The sequence below is a fragment of the Streptomyces sp. HUAS TT7 genome (assembly GCF_051550175.1).
GTDB lineage: Bacteria > Actinomycetota > Actinomycetes > Streptomycetales > Streptomycetaceae > Streptomyces.
This window is the reverse complement of sequence record NZ_CP196175.1, coordinates 7,661,281-7,684,030: the sequence shown is the minus strand read 5'-3', so window position 1 is coordinate 7,684,030 and position 22,750 is coordinate 7,661,281. Positions and strand designations below refer to the sequence as shown.

Sequence of the window (22,750 nt, the reverse complement as noted above, 5' to 3'; positions counted from 1 at the left end):
AGGCCATGCCGCAGGAACCAGCAGGCGAGCGGGCCTGGTCCGGGCGCGAGGGCGCGCGGGCTTTCGCTGCGGTGGACGCGGCGACCGACTGGCTGGTCGGCTATCCCTTCGTGTTCCGGGCGCTGGCCGAGAACTGCCCGGCGGGCGGGGCGCTGCTGGACTTCGGCTGCGGGCCGGGGCGTGTCGCCGACCGGGCCGCCCGGCGGCTCGGTATGCGGATCATCGGCGTGGACGCCTCACCGGAGATGCTCGTCCTGGCCCGCCAACAGGACACTCCCGGGGCCGAGTACCACCTGGTCACGGACGGCCGGGCGGACGAGTTGCCCGATGCCTGTGCGGACGCCGCGATGTGCAACCACGTCCTCGCGTCACTGCCGGACGAGCAGACCGTCCTCGGCGTGTTCGGCGAGATCCACCGGCTGCTGCGGCCCGGAGCCCCGCTCGTCCTGCTGACCACGGACCCCGCGGGCAGCGGCATCGAGTACGCCTCCTTGCGGGTCGGCGAGCCCGGCGTCACCTACCACCCCGGCCAGCCCATGACCGTACGTCTGCGCCGCACCGACGGCACCTGGCAGACCATGCCGAACCATGCCTGGCCCCCCGCCGCGATCTCCGGCCTCCTGGAACGCGCGGGGTTCACCACCACCGCACAGCGCCACCCGACGCCGGACGAGGCGGAAGGCGTCGCCGATCCGGAGCATGCGCACAGCCGCGACTGGGCGGCCGAGCGCAGGCTGCCGCCGCTCGTGGTGACGGTCGCCACCAGGGCCTGAGCCGGGCCGCCCCGGGCTTCTCAGAGGTTGTTGTCCAGGAATGCCTTCAACGCGGGCCCGTCCATCGGACCGGCTTCCGTGGCCGCCGCCTCCCCGCCCTTGATCAGGACGACGGTGGGCGCTCCGGTGACTGCGTACCGCCGTACGGGCCCGGGGCACCGCGTCATGTCGACCTTGACGGCGGTCAGGCGCCCCGCGTACGCCTCCGCGGCCTCGCTCACCACCTCGTCCATCTCCTTGCACGCCTTGACGGCCTTCGGCCAGGTCCCGCAGAAGTACGCGAGCACGGGGCCGTCGGCCATGCCGAGGATGAAGTCGAACTCCTGGTTCTCCAGCGGCTGGTGGACCCTGCGGGCCATGGCACTCCTCGTGTTCCGAGCAGTACTCCGGTCGGTACTGCGATCAGCACTGTCCTCAGCACTGCGGCTCCCATCATGACCTGCGCGGCCGGCACTGCCTGCCAGGGCCCCGTCGCCAGGCGGCGCTCCGGGACACTCGGCCCGCCGACACGGATCCGGTCGGCTGCCCGGCGAGGCGCACCGCCGCAGCGGCGCGCGGGCGGATACTGGCGGCATTTCCGTACGCCGCGCGCCCGAGGAGCCGGTCATGGTCCTGCCTCCCCCGCCCTGCCGGCATCCGCCCGGCACCCTCGCCCGTCGTTCGGTGCTGCTTGGCACGGCGGCCTGGTGTGCGAGTGCCGTCGCGTGCTCGGGCGGGGCGAAGACGTCGTCGGCTGCCTCCACCGCTTCACCTGCCACCGGCTCGCGTACGCCGTCCGCAGCCGCCTCGCCCGTGTCCGGATCGCCCTCCGCCTCCGAGAGCCCCGGCTCCGGGCTGCCCCGGGCCGTCCCGTGGCGGCCGGGGCCCGGGGAGATCGAGCCGGCGGCCAAGCTCGCCGCCGTCGAGCTCGTCGAGGCACTGGGTACGTGGCCTGCCGGGCAGGGCGGCGAGCAAGCGGCGGCGGACCGGGCCGCGGCCCTGGGCATCCCTGCCTCATCGGCGTCTCAACTGGCGGCCCAGGCAGGGTCGTTGATGCCGACGGCGGATGCTGCGGTCGTCCGGGTGATCGACGCCCAGTACGGCGGGATCCTGTCCTACACGGCGAGCGTTCTGGTGGTGTGCGATCAGCCCACCCTGACCGGTACGACCGTCGGGCCCGGCGGCACCACGGTCGACGTACGGCTCAGCCGTGGCTCGGCCGGCTGGCGTGTCACCGGCCTGCACCCGGCGGCACCCGGCCCGGCCAAGCCGCTGGCTCCGTCGGCACGGGAGGTGCTCGCCCAGTCCCGGATCGAGCTGCCGCCCGCCTCCGCCGCCGACATTCGCAGCGGCGCCGTGCACGACAGTGTGCTGCGCGCGATGCTCCAACTGGCGGGCACCTACCGGCTGTCGGTCAGCGTCGTACGCTCCGGGCATCCGCTGGACGTGTTCGGCACCGATCGCCCCAGCGACCATCCGCTCGGCCGGGCCTTCGACGTATGGCGCATCGACGGCCACACCGTCGTAGATCCGGCGACCTCCCGCACCCTGATCACCACCTTCATGCGGGACGCGGCGGCAGCCGGTTCGTACAACGTCGGCGGCCCCGTGCAGTTGACGGGCGGCGCCACGGCGAACCAGTTCTTCTCCGACGACACCCACCACGACCACGTTCATGTGGGTTTCACCACCTGACGCCGCCGCTTCACGGGATCAGGGCCGCGATTCCGGCCCATGGGCCGGACGACCATGTGACCGTCCTGTCATCGGCCGGAGGACCATGTGGCCACTGGGGCGGCCGCATGGCCGACGGGGACGGTGTGGGTGACCCACATGGGTCCGGCACACATATGGAGCAGGAAAGAGGTGGGTTCGGCACGGTAGCCGGGGATCTCGCCGCGCAGGGCGAGGCCGCTCTGGAGGTAGGTACTGGGGGCCACGGCCAAGGTGCTGCCCGCGAAGGCGGCGGTGACGGACCGGTGTACATGGCCCGTGAGGACCCGCGCGACCTGCGGATGCCGTCCGACCACTTCGGCCAGAGCGTCGCCGTCGGCCAGCCGCATCCCGTCCAGGAAAGGGATCCCGACCGGGATCGGCGGATGGTGCAGGCAAACGAGCGCCGGAATGTCGGGACGACTAGCAAGTGCCTTGTCCAGCCAGGCCAGTTGGGCCGTCCCCAGGCAGCCACCGGGTGATCCCGGCACCTTCGAGTCCAGAACGACGACAGTGAACGCGGGATGGTCCACCACATAGTGCGTGTCGTATGTGTGGCCCAGAAATGCGGTGCCGCCGAAGGCATTCCGCAGGGCCTCGGGGTCATCGTGGTTGCCCGCGACGAGATGCAGCGGCAAGGGGAATCCTCCGACGGCTTCCCGCAGTACCGCGTACTCCTCGGGGCGGCCCCGGTCGACGAGATCGCCCGTGATGATCGCGGCGTCCGGCTGCGGATCGAGCGTGAGGACACGGCTGAGCGCACGGCTCAGGGCCTCGGCCGGGGCACCGGCCGGCGCGCCGGATGTGATGTGCGGATCGCTGAGGTGAGCGATGGCCAGGGTCATCCCCGCACGCTTCACCATCGCCTCCCCCGGCCACAACCGATCACGCTCGGGGCGAAAGCCCGCGCCCCTTGCAGGTTTTCGCCCCGCGCAGTTGGCCCTGCTCACCTCGCAGGCACCGCATCCGGTCACCTCGGCGCGCTTCGCCACGCCTGCTTCGCGGCGAACAACGACCGCAGGTACTTGCCGTTGACCAGGGCCGCGACGGCTGTCAGCAGGACGCCGCAGACCGCCTGTTCGGCCTTCATCCACACCGGGAATGTACCCGGCAGCGCGATGATCGCCGCAATGGCCACGACCATGGCGCCGGTGATGACCCTGAGCCGGCGATACGCCGGGCGCGAGCCGCGGGCCGCACGGATGGCACACCGGTACGTGACCAACGCGCTGGCGACGACGATGGTTCCGCGCACCCATACGGCCGAGTTCACGTCCGCGGAGTCGTTGCGGAGGATCACGATGGCCACCAGCGCGAGCACGCTGATGCCGAGGTATCCCCCGACGAGAAGCTTCGTAGTGCGGAAGGCCGCCAGGCTGCGCGGATGGTCCAGGCGTTCCACGGAAACGGGGTCGGATACGGCTGCGGCCGCAGAGGCGGAGTGCGAACTCCGGGCGGCGTTCATGATGGTCCCTTCTCTGTCGCTGTGTGGTCCTGGTGACGAGTGGTGGCCGGGACTATGGGGCGCCGCACCATTGCGGTGCCCCATACGCCCCCCTCGTCCGGCCAAATCCAGGGTCCACCCCGCCCGCCGCCCATCCATCGCCCCCACGAACGAAGCCAGGCCGACGCGGCCTCGGGGAGCGGTGAGGGCCACCCCGTAATGGAGCCCGGACCAAACCCCTACGTCAGGGGGCGGCCGGGCCGCGCGTGATCGGTATGACTGTTTCCCGCGTGGGGTGACCGCTGCGCCCATTCCCCCCCGCTTCATGATCCGCGCCCGTTACAAAGGGCCCGTCCTGTTCATCAACAGATGGGCTGTTCCATCATATTGAAGACCGCTCTGCGCGTCCTCGCCGCCACGTCCCTGGCTGCCGCCTCGCTGACCGTCGCCGCTCCCGCCGATGCGACCGTCCGCCGCGCCACGACGGCACGGACGCAGGCCCCCGACACCGGACCCTGCGGGCCGGTCGGCCGGTTCCACCCGTCGGACCGGTGGCGCACCACCACGTCCCCGTCCATCGCCCCGGCCGTCCGGCATGCCGCGGCGGACGAGAACCGGCAGTGGCGCGACGACGCCAACACGCTCTGGCGGGGCGACACCCGGGACAATGTGCAGCAGCTCTTCGACGACGGCTTCACCCCGCGAGGCGAGACGGTCACCCCGCTCGCCGAGTACATCGTCAAGGGCGGCGGCCAGAACACCGCGCACGTCAGCACGAGTTGCGAGAAGTGGGTGGCGGAGAAGTTCGCCACGTACGGTGCGGCGAAGACGGGATGGGTCTACGAGATCGAGGCTCCGGGCGGCATCGACGTCAACGCCACGGCCCACCTCAACGGGTATCAGTCCCCGTACCTGTGGAACAAGGAGATCGACTTCCCCGGTGGGATCAAGGGGAGTTACATCAAGGAGGCCTGCAAGTACCGCCTCCTGAAGACCGATCCGGACACCAAGGTCAACACGTACGAGAACCTGGGCTGTCGGACCAACGATCACTTCGAGCCCGCTTTGGCTGCTGCCGCACGCTGAACATGGGGAGGGAGCACCGGGTGACCACCCGAAGGAGCTCCTGCACGACCTGGTGGGGTGGCGGGCTAGAACCGCGCCACCCCACCACCTCAAGAATTAGGCTTCCGCCTTGCGGGCCAGAAGGCAGGCATGGCCTCTCTTCACCCGGCCGTCCGGCTCCTGCTCCATGCGCGCCGTGACGACCGGCCTCCCGCAACAGCTCGGCCGTGCGGTCCAGCGGCAGGTAGTGGGACTCGTACGACACCGGACGGTCGAAGGCCTGCGTCGGGCACATGTGCACATCGTTACCTATGTAGTCCCCCCACATGAGGTGGCCGCCGGGCGCGAGGGTGCGGTGGAACTCTGCGAACACCGACGGCAACCGCTCGGGCGGTGTGTGGCCGCGTGACAGCGGGTCCAGCTCCGCAGGGGTGATGACACGCTCGACATAGACGTCGGCGACGTTGTCGTACGACTCCCGGATGGCGGCCAGGTAGGCGGGCTCGGTCATGCGGCGACTCCAGACGAGAGCGATTCGGCATCGGGCCCGAGCACCGGATCCGGGCACCGGATCCCGAGTATCGGGGCCGATCCGGTGGCCACGCCGACAAGGTCTTCGGAGAATTCCCGGGGGACGTGTCGAATCGGCCCTGTCCCATTCGACGCACGGGTGGGAGCAGGAGTCATCTGAGGCAACCGCCGCGCACCTCGTGCCGGCTCCCCTCGCCCCGTCCGACCAAGGAGAGAACGCCGTGCCCAAGCTGCGCGCACACAACCTCACCATCACCCTCGACGGCTTCGCCGCCGGTACCGACCAGCGCCTCGACGCGCCCTTCGGCGACGGCGTGGACGGCCTGCACGCGTGGATGTTCGCCGCGATGCGGGACCGCGCCGAAGGCAGGACCGGGATCGACGTCGACTTCGTAGCGCGCAGCGAGGAGAACATCGGCGCCACCATCATGGGGCGCAACATGTTCGGCCCCCTGCGCGGCCCTTGGCAGGACGAGTCGTGGACGGGCTGGTGGGGCGACAATCCGCCCTACCACCACGACGTGTTCGTACGCACCCACCACCTGCGGCCGTCGCTGCCCATGGAGGGCGGAACCACTTTCCACTTCAGCGACGAGCCCGTCGAGACCGTGCTTGAGCGGGCGTTCGACGCCGCGGCGGGCAAGGACGTACGTATCGGCGGCGGCCCGGACACCGTCCAGCAGTACCTCCGCGCCCAGCTCGTCGACGAGCTGCACCTGGCCATCGCACCCATGCTCGCAGGCCGCGGCGAGCGCCTCCTCGACCATCTGGGCGACGGGGTCGACGGCTACCGTGTCGCGGAACTGACCAGCTCAGCGGCCGTCACCCATGCGGTTCTGGTACGCCGGTGACGCGCAGGAGTGCGCGCGTACCAGGACCCGTATCGGACGTGTATCGGGACGTATAGGGGAGGCGCACATAGGGAGCGGATTGCGTCGTGTCAGGTCATCGCCACGGTCAGCAGGAACGTCGAGTCCTCCAGCGCTTCGACGGTGTGCGCCGTGCCGGGCACGGCCAGCAGGTCGCCGTCCCGGCCCTCCCAGGTATCGTCCCCGGCGACGAGCCGGATCCGGCCGGACCACACCAGGAGTGTGGCCTCTCCCCCGAGCCCGTGTTCGCCGAGCGTGTTCCCCGCGGTCAGGGCCATGACCGTCTGCCGCAGTACCCGCTCGTGCCCGCCGATGACCGTGGACGCGCTGCGCCCGGCCCCGGCGTCCCGGGCCGCCTTCAGCTGAGCGCGGGCGATTGCTTCCAGGGAGAACTTCTCCATGCCTTGCTCTCACTTCCTTGTGCGAAGGGTGCCACGTGTGTAGGGCACCGCGCCACGGGGGTGCGTACCAGGCCGACCCTGGCAGAACCGTGCGTCAGCGGCACGCCGGGACGCGCCGGAAGGCGGTTCGGTGTGCGGCCACCGGCGGGGGTCGTGCTCGCCGCCCACCCCACACGTGCCCCTCGTGCGATCATCGGCCGGCGTGACGTCGTGACGAACGGGGAGGGCCGGGATACGACCGGCCGTCGTAACGAGCGGGGAGTCGGATGCTGCTCACATTGACCGGCGGAGCGGGCGCGGGCAAGACGACGTTGGCCGCGGCACTGGTGGAGACCGCGCCCCGCACTCCCGTACAGGTCCTGCACGGTGATGACTACTACTTCACCACCCCGGAACGCGGGATATGGGCACCCGACGATGCGGGGATTCCGCGCCTGGACGTCGGCGATCCCCGCTCGATGGACACCGATCGCCTCGGCCGCGACGCCGACGCGGCCCTGGCAACCGCTGCATACGTCATCGTCGACGGCATGTTTGCCCACCACATAGTCCCGGGGACCGCGCACGCCCGCTTCGATGTGTTCGTCGACCTGCCGGCCGACCTGCGCCTGGCACGCAAGATCCGGCGCAAATGCCTGAGCGAGGGATTCCCCCTCGACGTGCTCCTGCGGAACTACGTCGAGCACCGCCGCGACGCCCACACGCGCCACGTCGAGCCGGTGCGCCACGCCTGTGACCTGGTGGTCGACGCCACTCTGGATCCGCATGGCATGGCTCGGGAAGTGTGGTCAGCCATTAGCAACAGGGCTGCCACACACGGCAGTTGATCCCTTAGCCGGTCTGCTGCACACCGAGGCCACGTACCAGCGTCGAAGCCGTGCTCGCGACCACCGCGTTGTCCGCGGCGGCGTCGGCGGTCGTGTGGTTGGTGTAGATCGCGATGATCACCGGGTGACCGGACTTCGGCCAAGCCACGGCGATGTCGTTGGCGGATCCGTAGGCGTCGCTTGTGCCGGTCTTGTCGCCGACGGTCCAGTCCTTGGGCAGCCCGGCCCGGATGCGCTCGTCGCCGGTGACGGTGGCGTGGAGCCAGCTGTTCAACCGGTCCCGGTCCGCGGGCACCAGGGCGCTGCCGAGGGAGGTCTTGGCGAGGTTGCGGCCCATGGCGGCGGGCGTCGTGGTGTCGCGCCGCTCGCCGGGCTTCCAGTCGTTCAACTCGGGCTCCCAGCGGTCCAGTCGGGAGACCGGGTCACCGAGGGAACGGTAGTAGTGGGTCAGCCCCTGGGGGCCACCAATCTGGCCGAGCAGCAGGTTGCCCGCTGTGTTGTCGCTCCGGGTGATGGCCGCACGGCAGAGTTCGGCCACCGTCATCCCCTTGTCCGCCTTGCCTTCGGTGGCAGGAGAGTTCGGGACCTCGTCGCTCTTCTTCCAGTGGACGGCCTTGTCCATCAACCCCGGCTCCGAGCGCCGGGCCTTGTCGAGGACGGCGGCACCCACCATGGCCTTGAAGGTGGACAGGGACGGGAACTTCTCGTTGCCCCGGTAGCTGACGGTCCGCCCGGTGGCGGTGTCGAGGGCGTACGCACCGATCCTTACGTGGCGTGTCGCCTCAAGGCGGCTCAGCTCGTCCGCGACGTCATGTGTGCCGCCCACATGGAACGGCGCCGGCGCCGACGGGGTTTGCGTGGTGGTCCGGTCCTGCGCCTCGGCCGCCTGCACCGTGGACGCGGTACCGGTCGTGAGGACCGCGAGGGCGAGCAGTGCGGCGGGCCACTTCGTACGGGAACGCATACGTGACCGGCGGATGGAGGCAGAGCGTGTCGTGTTGTCTCGCATGGCCCCAGCAGAACAGGCACAGGCCGCCTCCGTCCAAGAGCCATCCCCGGAACGGGGCCATAGCGATCTGCCTATGGCGCCTGGTGCGGGTGGTCACGGGGCGGATCCCCAAGGTCCCGAACAGGGAGAGGAACCACCCGTGGCTGGAGGCCCGCAAGAGGGGCGAACGGGACAGCCGCGATGCCATATTGGCCAATGATCACTCGAATTCATCAATGATCCGTTGGATTTACTGACAAGTTGGCGAACGTTCATCCTGTGGCCTCCTAGAGTCTGGGTTCTCTTCCCGTCCACACATGTACGGACTCGTACGCACACAGGAAGCGGAGCCATGGATTCGCTACGTCACCTCGCTGCCCATCTGGGGCTCGACCTCACGGCCATCTGCCTGCTCACGTTCGCGATCTACTATCCGAGGCACCGGCGGCGCGATCTCGTACCGGCGTATCTCGCCCTGAACGTCGCCCTGTTCACCATCGTGGCGGCGCTCGCCGAAGTGGGCGGCAGCGGCGGAATGGCACTCGGCTTCGGTCTCTTCGGAGTCCTCTCGATCATCCGGCTGCGCTCCGACGCGGTCCAACACGAGGAAGTGGCCTACTACTTCACCACCCTGGTCCTCGGCCTCATCTGTGGTCTGCCGCACCTCGGGTTCGCCCTGGCCGCGGCGCTCAGCGCCGTTCTGCTCCTGGTCGTCTACGCGGCGGACCACCCGCGCCTGTTCGCCCGCGCCCGGCGCACCGTCATAACGCTCGACACCGTCCACACCGACCCCGCCGCCCTGCGGGCCGACCTCGCGCGTCGCCTGGGCGAGCCCCTGCACTGGACGGTGATGGAGATCGACTTCGTACGGGATCTGATGGTCGTCGACGTCCGCTACCGCGAGCCCGAACCGAGGCCGGCCGGGCAGCAGACCGGTTCTGTCGAGGCCCTGCGCCCGACCGCGCCCGCGCTGGACGCCGTATGACCATCCAGACGGCGGCTCTGCCGACCGCGGAATCCGTACGGGCCATCAACGAGGCCGCGTACGAGGCGGACCCGATCTCGCTGGCCGAGCTGAATGAGCGCTCCTCGCTGCTCACCCGGTTCGACCGCAGCTATCTGGTGCCTGCCGACACGTTCCTGCGGGTGGTCGGCCGGCTCACCGAAGCCCGCCGTCCCGGTGGGCCGTTCCGGGCGCTGGCCATCGACGGCCGCCGCGCCTTCCGCTACCACTCGGTCTACTACGACACCCCGGGGCTGCGCTCCTTCCACGACCACCGCCAGGGCCGCCGCCTCCGCTTCAAGATCCGTGAACGCGTCTACGAGGACAGCGGAGAGCGGCAGTTCGAGATCAAACTCAAGGGCGCCCGCGGCGATACCGTCAAACACCGCTGCCCCCTGACCGGCACGGACACCCCGCTCGGCACCGCGCAGCAGGCGTTCCTCGCCGACACACTGAGACACGCCTACGCGATCGACGCGCCCACGGCGCTGCGGCCCTCCCTCTCCACCGACTATCTCCGGTCGACCTTCGTGGCCGACGGGCAGCGCATCACGTGTGATGCCGGGCTGGTGTGCGTCGATCTGCGGACGAACCGCATGGTGCGCTGCGACAGTGGTCTCGTACTGGTCGAGACGAAGTCCGCGGAGCATCTCACCGAGGCGGACCGGCTGTTGCACGCCCACCGGGTGCGGCCCGCCGTGTTCACCAAGTACTGCGGTGCGTTCGCCGTGCTGCGTCCCACGCTGCCGGCCAACCGGTGGCGGCGCGCCGCACGGCAGGCGTTCGGCCCGCTGCCCGAATGACGACCCATGTGGCCGAATGCCATACCACCCGTTCGCGGTGGGTGGGGCCGCCACGTCACCGACTCGCCGCGCCCGGGCCACTTCGGGCACTTCTGCCCGCAACCGCGCCAGCCGTATGGTGAGCCGTCATATGTGTCTGGACCGAGGGGTACTGATGGTGCGTAGGAACAGGATCATCCGACAGGCCACCGCGATCACGGCCGCCCTGCTGCTGTCCGCCGGGGTCGGCCCGGCAGCGTTCGCGGCGGGCGCCCCGACCCCACCCGACCCGGACGCGGCCGAGCTGAGCGCCTACTGGACGCCGGCCCGCATGACGGCCGCACTGCCCGACTACGCAGAACGGGGTGGCGCCCCGTGGGCCGGCACCACATCGGCCGGCACCACATCGCCCACCGTGGACGGGCCCCGGCCCGGCGAGTTCATCCCGCCGAGCAAGAGCTTCGACGGCATTCCGCAGGCAGGAACGTTCTTCTGGACGGACGCCTCGGGTACGGGGCGTACGTGCAGCGGATCGGTGGTGCGCAGCCCGGGCCACAATCTGGTCCTCAGCGCCGGGCACTGCCTGAAGGGGTACTCCGGTAGATCCCCCAAGCGCCATCTGGCCTTCGTGCCGCAGTACCACGACGGGCTCACGCCGTTCGGCATCTTCCCCGTCAAGGACAACGGTGTGTACGTCTCTCAGGAGTACTACGACCGGGGTGAACACGCGGGCGCCGCCTACGACTTCGGGTTCGCGGTCACAGAGCCCAACCAGGACGGGAAGCGTCTCCAGGACGCGGCCGGCGCGGTCCAGCTGCTCGTCGAGTCGGGGTACTCGCACGCCCCGGTGCGGATGATCGGCTACCCCGGCGGCGCGCAGAAGCCGCTGGAGTGTCTGAGCTGGACCACCAAGTGGGTCAGCGACGACCCGGCCGACCCGGGCACCTTCGATCGCATCGCCTGCGACGGCTTCGTGGGCGGGACCAGTGGCGGCCCGATGCTGGTCCCGTGGCCGGGCGGCTGGGCGGTGATCGGGGTCATCGGCGGCTACCACACCGGCGGGAACACCCCGCAGGTCTCCTACAGCGCGTATTTCGGCGCCGCCACCAAGGCCCTGTACCAGGCCGCGACCACGGGTGCCCCGCCGGCCGGGCCCGCCTCCTGACGACCGTGGCGATCACCCTGCGCGAGGTGCGCGACAGCGACCTGCCCGCCTTCTGGGAACAGCTCTCGGACCCAAAGGCGCAGCAGGTCGCCGCAGTCACCCGGGACTACAACTACGACCGGAAGCGGTTCGACGCCCATTGGGCGCGGGTTCGTGGCGATGCGTCGGTCACGATGCGCACTGTGCTGGCCGACGGTGTGGTGGTCGGCTATGCCGCCCTCTACGGTCCGCCGGACGAGCGCGAAGTCACGTACTGGATCGACCGGGCGCACTGGGGCCGCGGCATTGCCACCGCGGCCCTGGCGCAGTTGGTCGGCCTCGAAAGCGGCCGCCCGCTGTTCGCGCACGCGGCGGCCGACAACACCGGCTCGATCCGTGTACTGGAAAAGTGCGGCTTCGTCGTCACGGGGTACGGCCGGGGTTTCGCGTTCGCCCGCGGCCAGGACATCGACCAAGTGCTGCTCACGCTTGCATAGCCATCCTGTTCCCGTCGCTGCCGGACGAGTCGAAGCGAACCAGTGGGTTGCGACGCCATGTCTTCACCACACATCAACCACCGTGATGTGTAGGTGAGTTGTCGCGTCAGACAGCGGGGAAGCGCTCGCTCTGCCACACATCGCCCGCCGTGGTCACCAGCAGCGTCTCGTATGCGCTGTGGGTCCGGGTCCAGGTCCGGGTGGGCGCGTCCCCCATGGCGAAGAGGGCGGTGGCGTATGCATCGACCTCGGTGAGGTGGCGCCCGGTGACGGTGACCGATGCGAGTCCCGTGGCGGGCAGCCCGGTGTGTGGGTCGAGGATGTGGTGGCCGCGTTCGGCGGTGCCGGAGGTGGCGACGGCGAGGTCTCGGCCGGTGACGACGGTCAGGAGATGGCCGGGGCGCAAGGGGTGTGCGATGCCGATGCGCCATGCGCTGCCGGGGGTCGGTTCTCCCCTGAGCTGGAGGTCGCCGCCGCCGTTGACGCACGTGTTCCGGGCCCCGGCGTCGTACAGGATCTGCGAGGCAAGTTCGGTGGCCCAGCCCTTGACCAGCCCGGAGGGGTCGAGTCGGCCGCCGGGGGTGTGGCTGAACCAGCCGTCCGTCGTGGCGGCGGTCCCCTCGCAGAGGGTGAGCACGTCGGCCACCTCGGGCGGGCAGTCGCTCATGCCTATGTGGCCCCGCGCCATACGGCTGATCGCACTGTCGGGCCGGTAGGTGGAGAAGACGGCGTCCACGTGGTGCAGCCAGGTGACGGCTTCGGCCAGGGCGTCGCGGACTTCGGGGGTGGGCCGGTCACGTATGTCGAAGGAGAAGACGGTGCCCATGACGTGTTCGGCATGGCGAAGGCCGTCGGCCGCGCGGGGCGGGTGCACTCCTTCGGCCGGACCGGTCGAGTGCGGCCCCGCTGCCGCCCGGGCCATGTCATTCACCGGCCTTGTCCAATGCGCTCTGCAGGGACTGGATGTAGCCCTCGCTGGTGTAGCTCGCGCCCGATACGGCGTCGATCCGGGCGTTCTGCGCGCCGAGCGCCTCCTCGTTCAGGCGGGGCACGGAGCGTGCGGCGATCTCCTGGTCGCGCCCGCTCTCGCTGGGGACCTGGAGGACGTGGACGGCGGTGAGTCGCCCCTTGTCGAGGGTGACCGACACCTGGACCGGCCCGTACCGGGTGTCGATGGCGTCCCCGGTGAAGTCGCCGGTACGGGGGCCGGTGGCTGCCGTCGCCGGTGTCGACGTGGTCGGCCGGGGTGCCGACACGGCGGGCGGATGGCTCTGGTGGGGCTTGAGGGAAAGCAACAGGACCACGCCCGCGGCGGTCGACAGGGTGGTGACGGCGACTCGGCGCACGGCGGATCTCCTCTGGCTCGGGTCGCGCATCAGAACGCGAAGGACTCGTGGTGGATGCGGCGGCGGTGCACGCCCGCGCCGCGGAGGGCTCCCAGCGCCGCGTCGGTCATGCCGGGCGGACCGCAGAGGTACACGTCCCGGTCCCTCAGGTCGGGCACGTACTGGAGCAGTGCCGCAGCCGTCAGCGGCAGGCAGTGGGTGGCCGGTTCGTCGACCGAGTACAGGATGCGGGCGCCGCGGGCTGCGGCAAGGGCGTCGAGTTCTCCGCGCAGCGCGAGGTCCTCGGGGCGGCGGGCTCGGTAGATGAGGGTGATGTCGCCGGGCAGGGTCTCCAGGAGCGTGCGCAGCGGGGTGATGCCGACGCCGCCTCCCAGCAGCAGCGTCCTGGTCGTGGTGCGGCGGGCCGCGGTGAAGCCCCCGTAGGGGCCTTCGGCCCACACACGGGTGCCGGGGGCCAGTGTGGCGAGGGAGGCGCTGTGGGTGCCGACGGCCTTCACGGTGATGCGCAGGTGGCGGTGGTCGGCCGGGGCGGAGAGCGAGTACGGGTTGGCGGCCCACCACAGGCCCGGGGCGAGGAAGCGCCAGCGGAAGAACTGCCCCGGTTCCGCGCCGAGTTCGTCGAGGTGCTCGCCGGTGAGGTGGACGGACACGACGCCGGGGGCTTCGCCGCGGACCTCGGCGACGCGCAGGCGGTGGCGCATTCCGCGGCGGACGGGGACGACGAAGCGGTACCACAGGAGCAGTGCGGCGATGCTGAGGTACATCGCGTACCAGGCGAGCTGGGCCGGCCGGTTGCCGACGAAGTCGGCGCCGTTGGAGAGCTGGTGCCCGAAGACGAGGAAGACCGCGAGGTACGTCGCGAAGTGGAGGTAGTGCCAGGTCTCGTAGCGCAGTCTGCGGCGGGCGGCGCGCGCGGACACGATGCCGGTGCCCACAAGGAGCAGGAATCCGGCGGTGCCCTTCAGCAGGTCCGGATAGTGCAGTACGAGGGTGGTGGTCTGGTGCACCACGTTCGCGTGCGAGGTCACCGCGTAACCCCAGATGACCAGCAGGGTGTGGGTGAGGGCGAGCGAGAGGGTGTAGCGGCCGCCCATGGCGTGCCAGCGGGCCAGGCGGTCGGTGCCCACACTCCGGTCGAGGACGGGGATACGGGCCATGAGGGCGAGCAGGACCGCGCAGGCGTATCCGGCGAGGAGGCCGGTGATGCGGCCCCCGTCGGTCAGCCATCCACCCATGCCGACGACCGATGTGGTGTCGCTCCACCACAGACCGAGGACCCCTGCGGCGCCGCTCCAGATGAGGGTCTGGGCGGCGACGGGTATCCAGGCGGTGCCGCGCGGTGCGGCGTGCGGGACGCGCGCGACGGGTCGGCTGTCGTACATGCTGGCGGCCATCCGGCCCCCTTTCCGGGCGGCGGACCATGTGGTCCGGCACCATGTGGGCGGTGCGCGGCCAGCCTCACACCGGTACTTCTGAGTTCCCTCTGAAAGGGGACCCCGGAGCCGGATCCACAGGTGATTCAGAGGAAACTCAGAGCTCTGCGTTGCTCCGTCGGCGGGCCGCCGGAGGGATGCTGGAAGCACCATGGAAAACCCTTCACCACGTGCTGTGCTCCGCAGGTCCGACGGCAGTCCGGTCCGGATCCTCGTCGTGGACGACGAGCCCGATCTGACGGAGGTGCTGTCCGGCGCCCTGCGCTCGGAGGGCTGGGACGTCCGCTCGGCCTCCGACGGCGCGAGCGCTCTCAGCACTGCGGCCGCCTTCCGTCCCGACGCGGTGGTCCTGGACTGGATGCTGCCCGACCTGGACGGGCTGCACGTGCTGCGCGAGATGCGGGCCGACCTGCCGGCCGTCTGTGTCCTGTTCCTGACCGCGCGCGATTCCGTCGAGGACCGCATCGCGGGCATCACGGCGGGCGGCGACGACTACGTCACCAAGCCGTTCAGTCTGGAGGAGGTACTGGCCCGGCTGCGCGGGCTGCTGCGCCGGGCGGGCATGGCACGCGAGCCCGGCGGGAACCGCCTGGTGGTCGGCGATCTCGTGATGGACGAGGATGCGATGGAGGTCAGCCGGGCGGGCCGGCTCGTGGACCTGTCCCGCACCGAGTTCGAGCTGCTGCGCTTCCTCATGCGCAATCCGCGCCGGGTGCTGTCCAAGGACCAGATCCTGGACCGGGTCTGGTCGTACGACTTCGGCGGCCGCGCGCACATCGTCGAGCTGTACATCAGCTATCTGCGCAAGAAGATCGACGCGGGCCGGGTGCCGCTGATCCACACGGTGCGCGGCGTCGGCTACGTGCTGAAGCCCGATCCCTCATGAAGCGGCCTGCTCTCCCGCGCCTGATCAAGCAGCGACGCCTGGCGGGGCGGCTCGGTCTCCCCCGCACGCTGCGGGCCCGCCTCACGGCCGGGCTCGTCCTGCTCCTGGCGCTGGCGTGTCTCGCGGTCGGGGTGACGTCCGTGCTCGCCCTCGAAGGGTTCCTGGTCAGCCGCCTCGACCAGCAGCTCAGCGCGTCCGGCGGCCGGTTCGCGGCCAGTCTCGAACACGACGAGACGCCGGACGCCGACAACAAGCCGGACACCCGCGGCCAGTCGAACGGCACGTTCGGCGCCCGGCTGCTGCGCGGCGAGACCACTCAGGCCGCCGTGGTGCACGCCCAGACGGACGCCGCCGTGGCGCTCACAGTGGCGGACCGCGCCGCGCTCGCGGCCGTGCCGCTCGACGGGCGGGGCCACGACATCCGGCTGTCGGCGCTGCGCCACTACCGCGTCGTCGCGGTGTCGGGCGACGACGGCGACGTGCTGATCACGGGGCTCCCGCTGGAGCCGGTGGAGGAGACCCTCCACCGCCTGGAGGTCGTCGAAGCCGTCGTGTTCGGTGCCACCCTCGCGGCCACCGGAATCGCCGGAGCACTGTGGGTGCGGCTCTCGCTGCGGCCCCTGCGCAGGATGGCGGCCACCGCGACCGAGGTCACCCAACTCCCCCTGGCCAGTGGGGAGATCGCGATGCCCGCCCCGGTTCCCGACACCGACCCGCGTACGGAGGTCGGCCAGGTGGGCAGCGCGCTCAACCGCATGCTGGGCCACGTCGGGGACGCGCTGGCCCAGCGGCAGGCCGGCGAGGAGCGGCTGCGCCACTTCGCCGCCGACGCCAGCCATGAGCTCCGCACCCCGGTCGCCACCGTGCGCGCCCACGCCGAACTGGCCCTGCGCCACCGCGGCCCCGTACCGGGCGAGGTGCGGCACGCGCTTGAGCGGATCCAGTCCGAGACGCAGCGTATGACCGGCCTGGTCGACGACCTGCTGCTGCTCGCTCGCCTGGACGCGGGCCGCCCCCTCGCGCGCGAGCCGGTCGACCTGACCCGGCTGGCGCTGGACGCGATCGGCGACGCGCGGGCCGCCGCCCCCGGTCACCGCTGGCTGCTCGACCTGCCGGAGGAGCCCGTCACGGTGACCGGCGACGAACACCGCCTCCACCAGGTCATCGCCAACCTCCTCACCAACGCCCGCACCCACACCCCTCCAGGCACCGAGATCACCCTGCGTCTGGGCGAAACCGGCGTGGGAGCAAGGGAGTTGAGCGTGACGGACACCGGGCCCGGTATCCCGAAGGACCTGCTGCCCGAGGTGTTCCAGCGCTTCACGCGGGCCGGCCACAACCGCGCCGTATCGGCGGGCTCCGGGCTCGGCCTGGCCATCGTGCTCGCGGTCGTCCAGGCCCACGAGGGAACCGTCGACGTCACCAGCCGCCCGGGCCGCACCGTCTTCCGGGTGACTCTGCCGCGGTGACGCAGACGAGTACATACGACGTAGCGTCAAACACCTTCCGTGCAGGCCTGCTTGGGGACTACCGCACCGCTTCAGCCGTACGAGAGGTTGGAGCAGACGTCGTCGTCGGCCGAGCGGGCGGTCCCGGCCACGCCGGTGGGCAGGGCGGTGGGCGCGGGTGATGCGGCGGTCCCTGACGATGCGGTGGGCTGCGGGGGGTCCGCGTAGGTCCGGCCGAGGATGACGTTGATCCCGGGCGCCGCGGCCGAGGTCACTTCCGCGCCGGGGAGGACCTGGGCGACCTTCTCGGCCTGGTCCCGCTGGCCGGGTCCGTACTCGATGACCGTCTTGGTCTGCGTACGGACCATGGCCGGGGTGGTTCCGGTGACGGTGAAGCCGTGCTGCTTGAGCGCGTCCGCGGCGCGGGCGGCGAGACCGGTGACGGTGGTGCCGTCGTAGACGGCGACGGAGATGCCCGTACCCAGGGCCGCCGCGCTGCCGCTCGGCGAGGGGGACGTCGCGCCGACCTGCTCGCTCTGGTGATTGCCCGCGTCCTGCCCGTCGAGAGTGCGGTCCGCCTTGAGCGCGGCCCACAGTGCTTCGGCGTCGGGGTGGACGATGGCGACCCGTTCGCCCTGGTAGCGCCACGGCAGGGTGATGAACTTCGTGTTGTGCAGATCCATGTCGCGCAGCGACATGGCGAACGAGATCAGCTTGTCGGCGGAGCCGAGGCCGGGGTCCACGGTGAGGGACTGTGTGGCGGCGTCCGCGAGCGGAAACAGGTTGGTGGGGGTCAGGCCGTCGCTCTTGACCTTCTTGATGAGCGAGGCGACGAAGGCCTGCTGGCGCTGTATGCGGCCTATGTCGGAGCCGTCGCCGATGCCGTGGCGGATGCGTACGTAGTCCAGGGCCTTCTGGCCGGAGACGGCCTGCGGGCCCTTGGTGAAGATCTGGTCGCCACGGGTGGTGCGGTTGGGGTTGAGGTCCCGTTGGTAGATGTCCTGGGGCAGACAGACCTGGACGCCGCCGACGGCTTCGGTCATCTTCGCGAACCCCTTGAAGTCGACGACCATGGTGTGGTCGACGCGCAGCCCGGTCAGCTTCTCCACGGTGTTCTGGGTACAGGCGGGGTTGCCCTTGGCGCTCTCGCCCACCGAGTAGGCGGCGTTGAACATGGTGTTGGTCCGCGGCTTGGTCCAACTGCCGTCGGGCAGTTTGCACGGTGGGATCTCGACCAGGGTGTCGCGCGGTATGGAGACGGCGACGGCATGCTTGTGGTCGGCGTACACATGCAGCAGGAAAGCCGTGTCGGAGCGCCCAATGTCGCTCTTGTCGCCGCCGCCGAGTTCATCGTTGCCGCCGATGCGCGCGTCCGTGCCGATGACCAGGACGTTCGTGCCCTGGGTCGAGGCCGGCGGGCGGTCGCCGGAGATCCCGTCCGCGCTGAACGTGTCGATGTTCCCGTCGAGCCGCAGATAGGCCCAGCCCACACCTGCCGCCGCCAGGACGAGCAGGGCCAGCGTGATGCTCAGGCCCAGCCGTACCCCTCTGTGCTTGCGCTGCCGCCCACTCACCTCGGTCCCACCCCGTCCCCCCGGCCCCTCTTGACCGCCCCGACCGCCTGCCATGCGCGCGCTCCCAGTGCTTCCGGCCCACCCCGAAGGGGATGAACCGCCCCCGCCTAATAGTACTGGCGTGCCCACTCAGGGGCTGGCGCCGTCGAATCCGTAACGCAGGGGCTCTTCACGGCTGCGGTGGTCGCGGCGGTACACGTACACCGCCTCGGCACGCACCCCCGGTACCGGCGACTCCCATGCACAGGGGTACGTCACCTGCACCACCGACGGACGGCCCTTGACGTACATGCGCAGCCCGTCCGCGGGGCCTCCCGCCAGCACGGCGACTTCCCTGCGCATCTCCGCCCCTGCGTCCACTGCACCCGTCCCCACATTCATGCAGTTACTTTAAAGCTTGCGCAATAATTGAACTATGGTGAGGTCCGTCACGCGACGGGCACAACACCTCGGTTCCGGCGGCGCCGCGTGCACACCGCGCACACGACACGCCACCAGCCGATCCCTCACCAGGGACACATCATCGGGGGGAGACATGGGCCGTTCCGACGACGGGCTGCGCGAGCAGGGCTTCGGCGACGGGCTGGACGCGGAGGAGTTCGCGCGCCTCCTCCAACTCGCCCTCACATCACGGGAGATCAAGGGACTGCTCCGCTCCGCGGGACACGCCGTCGATGCGGATCGACTGCGCACCGAGGCCCTTGGCGAGTGCGCCGTCATCGCGGCGGTCGCGGCCCCGGAGTACCGGGCCTTCCTCCGGGCGGCGTCCACGACCGATGTCCGGGCCGAGGCGCCTCCGGAGCCGCTCGACGACGTGCCGGAGCCCGAGCGCGGCGGCGCGCTCGCCGTCCTGGCCGTTCTGGCACCGGCACTGTCAGCCCTGGCCGCGGTCCTGCTGCTCCTCATCGGGTACGCCCTGCATCTGGTGGGCTTCCACGCCCACTTGGTGCGGGGGTTGCACAACGCGGGCCGGATGTTCGCGGGCCTCGCCGCGATCTGCGCACTGCCGGGCCTGGCGGCGCTCCTGATCACCGCCGCCCGCAACCGCCCCGCGGCACAGGCCCGGCCGGCACCGGATTCCGAGGCCGCCCGAGCGTACGAACTCTGGCGGCAGGCCCTGCTTGAGCGCGGGATCCTGCCCCACCTGCGCGAGCGCATAGCGACAGCGAACCGCCGGCGATGATCCACATTTCAGGGATTGCGCAATCATGGAACCGTAGCTCCGTTCCGGGCGTTGTACTCGAAGGACTCAACCGGCACAACCACGGAGGAAAAAACATGGGCGTGAGCCTGGCCAAGGGCGGCAATGTCTCGCTGAGCAAGGAAGCCCCCGGGCTGACGGCCGTCACGGTCGGCCTGGGCTGGGACGTGCGGACGACCACCGGCACGGACCACGACCTCGACGCGAGCGCACTGCTGTGCAACGAGAGCGGCAAGGTGCTCTCCGACAGCCACTTCGTCTTCTACAACAACCTGACCAGCCCCGACGGTTCGGTCCAGCACACCGGCGACAACCTCACCGGTGAGGGCGAGGGCGACGACGAGACGATCAACATCGACCTCACCGCGGTCCCCGGCCCGGTCTCGAAGATCGTCTTCCCGGTCTCGATCCACGACGCACAGGCCCGCGGCCAGAGCTTCGGCCAGGTGCGCAACGCCTACATCCGCGTGATCAACCAGGCGGGCGGTGCCGAACTGGCTCGCTACGACCTGAGCGAGGACGCCTCGACCGAGACCGCGATGGTCTTCGGCGAGCTCTACCGGCACGGCGCCGAGTGGAAGTTCCGCGCCGTCGGCCAGGGTTACGCATCCGGCCTCGCCGGCATCGCCTCCGACTACGGCGTCAACGTCTGACGGTCCGGCCGGACACCCCGCCGCCGCCCTCCCCGTGGGCGGCGGCGGGGCTCTCTTGGTGATTCCTTTACCACGCAGCCCGTTGTACCCGACGGTAACAGCGCTCCATGCTGCTGTCAGCCGGCCATATCCGATGTCCGCCGACCGCCCCAACCCGGCTTCCTGGACGGTCACTTGAGACGGAGTACGGATGCTTCGGCTACTGCCGCGCTGCGCCCTGGCCCTTGCCGCGCTCGCCGGTCTGCTCGTCGCCACCCCCGCGGGTGCGGCCCCACAGGGGAGCCCCGCGACGACGGCCACCTCGGGCCCGGCGCAGCGGACCGAGCCGCTCGCCGAGTCCTGGACCGGGCCGCTCTCCGCCCGGGGCCGCTACATCGTCGACGCGACCGGGGCCCGCTTCAAGCTCAAGTCCGCCAACTGGGGTGGCGCACAAGGCAGTTGGTCCGGCTCCGGCAACATCGACGACCCCGCCAGCCACCATGCCGGCGAGGACTCGTACAACATGCCCGTCGGCATCGACCGGGTGCCGCTCGCCACCCTGCTGGCCGACTTCCACCGCCTGGGCATCAACAGTGTGCGGCTCCCCTTCTCCAACGCGCTCATCCACAACACCACCCCCGTCCCGGACGCCGCGGTCGCCGCCAATCCACAGCTCCGCGGCAGCACCCCGCTCCAGGTGTACGACGCCGTCGTGTCCGCCCTCACCCGGGACGGCTTCGCCGTCATCCTCAACAACCACACCAACACGGCGCGCTGGTGCTGCGGCCTCGACGGCAACGAACGCTGGAACACCTCGCAGTCGACCGCCCAGTGGGTGGACGACTGGGCGTTCATGGCGGGCCGCTACCGGGACAACAAGCGGGTGGTCGGAGCCGACCTGTACAACGAGGTGCGGCGCAACATCCTGGACGACCCCAACTGGGGCAACGGCGACGACCACGACTGGTTCACCGCCGCGCAGCAGGCGGCCGACCGCATCCTCACCACGGCCGACCCGGATCTGCTGGTCGTCATCGAGGGAATCAACTGGACCGGCATCCCGGCCGACGGCCTCCCCCACGGCCGCCCCACCCTCACCCCCGCCCGCACCCTCTCGCACACCCTGCTGCGGTCCGCGAAGCTGGTGTACTCGGCGCACTTCTACGGCTTCACCGGCCCCCATCACTCCGGTGCGTACGGCACCGGAGAGACCCACGACCCGCGCTACCAGGACCTGTCCCGCGCCGAGCTGTACGACGTACTGCGCCAGGAGGCGTTCTTCGTCACCGACGAGGGCCGGCACTACACGGCGCCGCTGTGGGTCAGCGAATTCGGCACCGGCGCATCGGAGACGGACCCCCGGGCGCGCGCCTGGTTCGCCGATTTCACGGACTACCTCGCCGCGAACGACGCGGACTTCGGGTACTGGCCGCTGGTCGGCCTGCGCGGACCGGCCGGCCAGGGCGACGACTTCGCCCTGCTGCGGTACGACACCGACGGGCACCGCTCCGGGCTCCTCGACGGGACGGACTGGCGCACGGCGGGCTGGGCGACCCTGCTCAACTCCCCTTCCCGCACCGGCCGGATCGCGACACCGGCCCGTTGGAACATGCTGGACCTCGACCATGCGGACGCCGTCCGTTCGCTGCGCATCGCGGCCGTCGGCGACTGGGACCCGGGGGCCCGCAAGGGCGTCTGCCCCGACGGCCAGCGGCTCATCGGCCTGGCTCACGGCGCCGGCCGCGGGCTGTGCACCGACGCGGGTACGGGCGACCTGAGCGCGGCGAGCGGCACATACACCGTGGTGCGCGACGAGCGGTACGTCACCCACGGCGACTGGGCCGGTGGCTATACGAAGCTGGAGTGCCCGGCCGGGCAGTTCCTGACCGGCTACGGCGTGCGCGGCGAGGCGATGGCCTCGGCTCTGTGCGTCCCCGCCCGCGACGGTCTCGGGACGGCCGGCCGCACCGTCTGGTTCGACCGGGGCGACAACCGCCCGGCAGGCTCCCCCGGCGGGGAATTCGCGTACGGCCGCTACAAGGGGCAGTGCGACGCGGGGGAATACGCGGCCGGAATCGCCTTCACCGAGCGCCTCGGAGCCTCCCCGGCGCCGGCCGCCCTGCTGTGCCGCGCCCTGTAGGAACCACTCTGGTCCGATGATCACGGTTCTGGCGCGAGCGGGTGAAGCGGTCGTCCACCGCCTCGACGTGGCAC

At 70.7% G+C, this 22,750-nt stretch carries 24 protein-coding genes; 14 read left to right on the top strand and 10 right to left on the bottom strand.

Features of this window, described 5'->3' with window-relative positions; genetic code table 11:
• Positions 1-5: 5 nt before the first annotated feature.
• Positions 6-773: a class I SAM-dependent methyltransferase gene (locus tag ACSHXC_RS34755; protein ID WP_438295325.1), complete on the top strand. Its 768-nt coding sequence runs from the start codon at positions 6-8 to the stop codon at positions 771-773.
• A 20-nt stretch (positions 774-793) separates the two neighbouring features.
• Here the strand turns inward: ACSHXC_RS34755 and ACSHXC_RS34750 are convergent, their stop codons facing one another.
• Positions 794-1,132, bottom strand: coding sequence for a thioredoxin family protein (locus ACSHXC_RS34750; RefSeq protein WP_438295324.1), 339 nt, complete (start codon positions 1,130-1,132; stop codon positions 794-796).
• A 247-nt stretch (positions 1,133-1,379) separates the two neighbouring features.
• Here ACSHXC_RS34750 and ACSHXC_RS34745 point away from each other — a divergent pair, with 247 nt between their 5' ends.
• Positions 1,380-2,447: a hypothetical protein gene (locus tag ACSHXC_RS34745; RefSeq protein WP_438295323.1), complete on the top strand. Its 1,068-nt coding sequence runs from the start codon at positions 1,380-1,382 to the stop codon at positions 2,445-2,447.
• Between the two features lie 68 nt (positions 2,448-2,515).
• Here ACSHXC_RS34745 and ACSHXC_RS34740 read toward each other — a convergent pair whose 3' ends face one another.
• Complete coding sequence (locus tag ACSHXC_RS34740; protein ID WP_438295322.1) at positions 2,516-3,310, bottom strand: phosphodiesterase; 795 nt, start codon at positions 3,308-3,310, stop codon at positions 2,516-2,518.
• A gap of 125 nt (positions 3,311-3,435) precedes the next feature.
• Positions 3,436-3,930: a hypothetical protein gene (locus ACSHXC_RS34735; protein WP_438295321.1), complete on the bottom strand. Its 495-nt coding sequence runs from the start codon at positions 3,928-3,930 to the stop codon at positions 3,436-3,438.
• Between the two features lie 348 nt (positions 3,931-4,278).
• Between ACSHXC_RS34735 and ACSHXC_RS34730 the strand changes: the two genes are divergently transcribed.
• Together ACSHXC_RS34730 and ACSHXC_RS34725 are read left to right on the top strand one after the other, a co-directional pair.
• Positions 4,279-4,995 carry a scabin-related ADP-ribosyltransferase gene (locus tag ACSHXC_RS34730; protein WP_438295320.1) on the top strand — a complete coding sequence of 239 codons (717 nt, stop codon included), beginning with the start codon at positions 4,279-4,281 and terminating at the stop codon, positions 4,993-4,995.
• Between the two features lie 731 nt (positions 4,996-5,726).
• A complete protein-coding gene (locus ACSHXC_RS34725) occupies positions 5,727-6,356 on the top strand; it encodes a dihydrofolate reductase family protein (RefSeq protein WP_438295319.1) in 630 nt (209 codons plus the stop codon).
• Between the two features lie 89 nt (positions 6,357-6,445).
• Here ACSHXC_RS34725 and ACSHXC_RS34720 read toward each other — a convergent pair whose 3' ends face one another.
• Positions 6,446-6,775, bottom strand: coding sequence for a LuxR family transcriptional regulator (locus ACSHXC_RS34720; RefSeq protein WP_438295318.1), 330 nt, complete (start codon positions 6,773-6,775; stop codon positions 6,446-6,448).
• A 266-nt stretch (positions 6,776-7,041) separates the two neighbouring features.
• On the opposite strand from ACSHXC_RS34720, the gene ACSHXC_RS34715 reads away from it, so the two are divergent.
• Positions 7,042-7,602 carry a uridine kinase family protein gene (locus ACSHXC_RS34715; protein ID WP_438295317.1) on the top strand — a complete coding sequence of 187 codons (561 nt, stop codon included), beginning with the start codon at positions 7,042-7,044 and terminating at the stop codon, positions 7,600-7,602.
• Between the two features lie 4 nt (positions 7,603-7,606).
• Here ACSHXC_RS34715 and bla read toward each other — a convergent pair whose 3' ends face one another.
• Positions 7,607-8,566 (bottom strand): class A beta-lactamase, encoded by a 960-nt coding sequence (bla, locus tag ACSHXC_RS34710; protein ID WP_438295316.1) that lies wholly within the window; start codon positions 8,564-8,566, stop codon positions 7,607-7,609.
• A gap of 376 nt (positions 8,567-8,942) precedes the next feature.
• Between bla and ACSHXC_RS34705 the strand changes: the two genes are divergently transcribed.
• From ACSHXC_RS34705 to ACSHXC_RS34690, 4 genes are all read left to right on the top strand, one after another.
• Positions 8,943-9,575 carry a DUF4956 domain-containing protein gene (locus ACSHXC_RS34705; protein ID WP_438295315.1) on the top strand — a complete coding sequence of 211 codons (633 nt, stop codon included), beginning with the start codon at positions 8,943-8,945 and terminating at the stop codon, positions 9,573-9,575.
• Positions 9,572-10,396, top strand: coding sequence for a polyphosphate polymerase domain-containing protein (locus ACSHXC_RS34700; protein WP_438295314.1), 825 nt, complete (start codon positions 9,572-9,574; stop codon positions 10,394-10,396). Before ACSHXC_RS34705 ends, ACSHXC_RS34700 begins: the two co-directional genes overlap by 4 nt.
• Positions 10,397-10,550: 154 nt before the next feature.
• Positions 10,551-11,540: a trypsin-like serine peptidase gene (locus ACSHXC_RS34695; RefSeq protein WP_438295313.1), complete on the top strand. Its 990-nt coding sequence runs from the start codon at positions 10,551-10,553 to the stop codon at positions 11,538-11,540.
• Between the two features lie 5 nt (positions 11,541-11,545).
• Entirely contained in the window at positions 11,546-12,016 is a 471-nt protein-coding gene (locus ACSHXC_RS34690; RefSeq protein ID WP_438295312.1) for a GNAT family N-acetyltransferase, read from the top strand.
• 106 nt (positions 12,017-12,122) lie between these two features.
• On the opposite strand, the gene ACSHXC_RS34685 is transcribed toward ACSHXC_RS34690, so the two are convergent.
• From ACSHXC_RS34685 to ACSHXC_RS34675, 3 genes are all read right to left on the bottom strand, one after another.
• Positions 12,123-12,842: an FAD:protein FMN transferase gene (locus ACSHXC_RS34685; RefSeq protein ID WP_438297001.1), complete on the bottom strand. Its 720-nt coding sequence runs from the start codon at positions 12,840-12,842 to the stop codon at positions 12,123-12,125.
• A 97-nt stretch (positions 12,843-12,939) separates the two neighbouring features.
• Entirely contained in the window at positions 12,940-13,362 is a 423-nt protein-coding gene (locus tag ACSHXC_RS34680) for an FMN-binding protein (RefSeq protein WP_438295311.1), read from the bottom strand.
• Positions 13,363-13,391: 29 nt separating this feature from the next.
• On the bottom strand, positions 13,392-14,756 hold the full coding sequence (locus tag ACSHXC_RS34675) for a ferredoxin reductase family protein (RefSeq protein WP_438295310.1): 1,365 nt from the start codon (positions 14,754-14,756) through the stop codon (positions 13,392-13,394).
• A gap of 190 nt (positions 14,757-14,946) precedes the next feature.
• Here ACSHXC_RS34675 and ACSHXC_RS34670 point away from each other — a divergent pair, with 190 nt between their 5' ends.
• Positions 14,947-15,681, top strand: a complete 735-nt coding sequence (locus ACSHXC_RS34670) for a response regulator transcription factor (protein ID WP_438295309.1) — start codon at positions 14,947-14,949, stop codon at positions 15,679-15,681.
• Positions 15,678-17,150, top strand: a complete 1,473-nt coding sequence (locus ACSHXC_RS34665; protein WP_438295308.1) for a sensor histidine kinase — start codon at positions 15,678-15,680, stop codon at positions 17,148-17,150. The genes ACSHXC_RS34670 and ACSHXC_RS34665 overlap by 4 nt, the downstream gene beginning before the upstream one ends.
• 71 nt (positions 17,151-17,221) lie before the next feature.
• On the opposite strand, the gene ACSHXC_RS34660 is transcribed toward ACSHXC_RS34665, so the two are convergent.
• On the bottom strand, positions 17,222-18,757 hold the full coding sequence (locus ACSHXC_RS34660; RefSeq protein ID WP_438295307.1) for an LCP family protein: 1,536 nt from the start codon (positions 18,755-18,757) through the stop codon (positions 17,222-17,224).
• A gap of 75 nt (positions 18,758-18,832) precedes the next feature.
• The gene (locus ACSHXC_RS34655; protein ID WP_438295306.1) at positions 18,833-19,084 is read right to left on the bottom strand and encodes a hypothetical protein; all 252 of its coding nucleotides are present in this window, start codon (positions 19,082-19,084) and stop codon (positions 18,833-18,835) included.
• A gap of 154 nt (positions 19,085-19,238) precedes the next feature.
• Here ACSHXC_RS34655 and ACSHXC_RS34650 point away from each other — a divergent pair, with 154 nt between their 5' ends.
• From ACSHXC_RS34650 to ACSHXC_RS34640, 3 genes are all read left to right on the top strand, one after another.
• Positions 19,239-19,886, top strand: a complete 648-nt coding sequence (locus ACSHXC_RS34650; protein ID WP_438295305.1) for a hypothetical protein — start codon at positions 19,239-19,241, stop codon at positions 19,884-19,886.
• Between the two features lie 95 nt (positions 19,887-19,981).
• Entirely contained in the window at positions 19,982-20,557 is a 576-nt protein-coding gene (locus ACSHXC_RS34645) for a TerD family protein (protein ID WP_053726797.1), read from the top strand.
• A gap of 190 nt (positions 20,558-20,747) precedes the next feature.
• Positions 20,748-22,676 carry a glycoside hydrolase family 5 protein gene (locus ACSHXC_RS34640; RefSeq protein WP_438295304.1) on the top strand — a complete coding sequence of 643 codons (1,929 nt, stop codon included), beginning with the start codon at positions 20,748-20,750 and terminating at the stop codon, positions 22,674-22,676.
• Positions 22,677-22,750 lie beyond the last annotated feature (74 nt).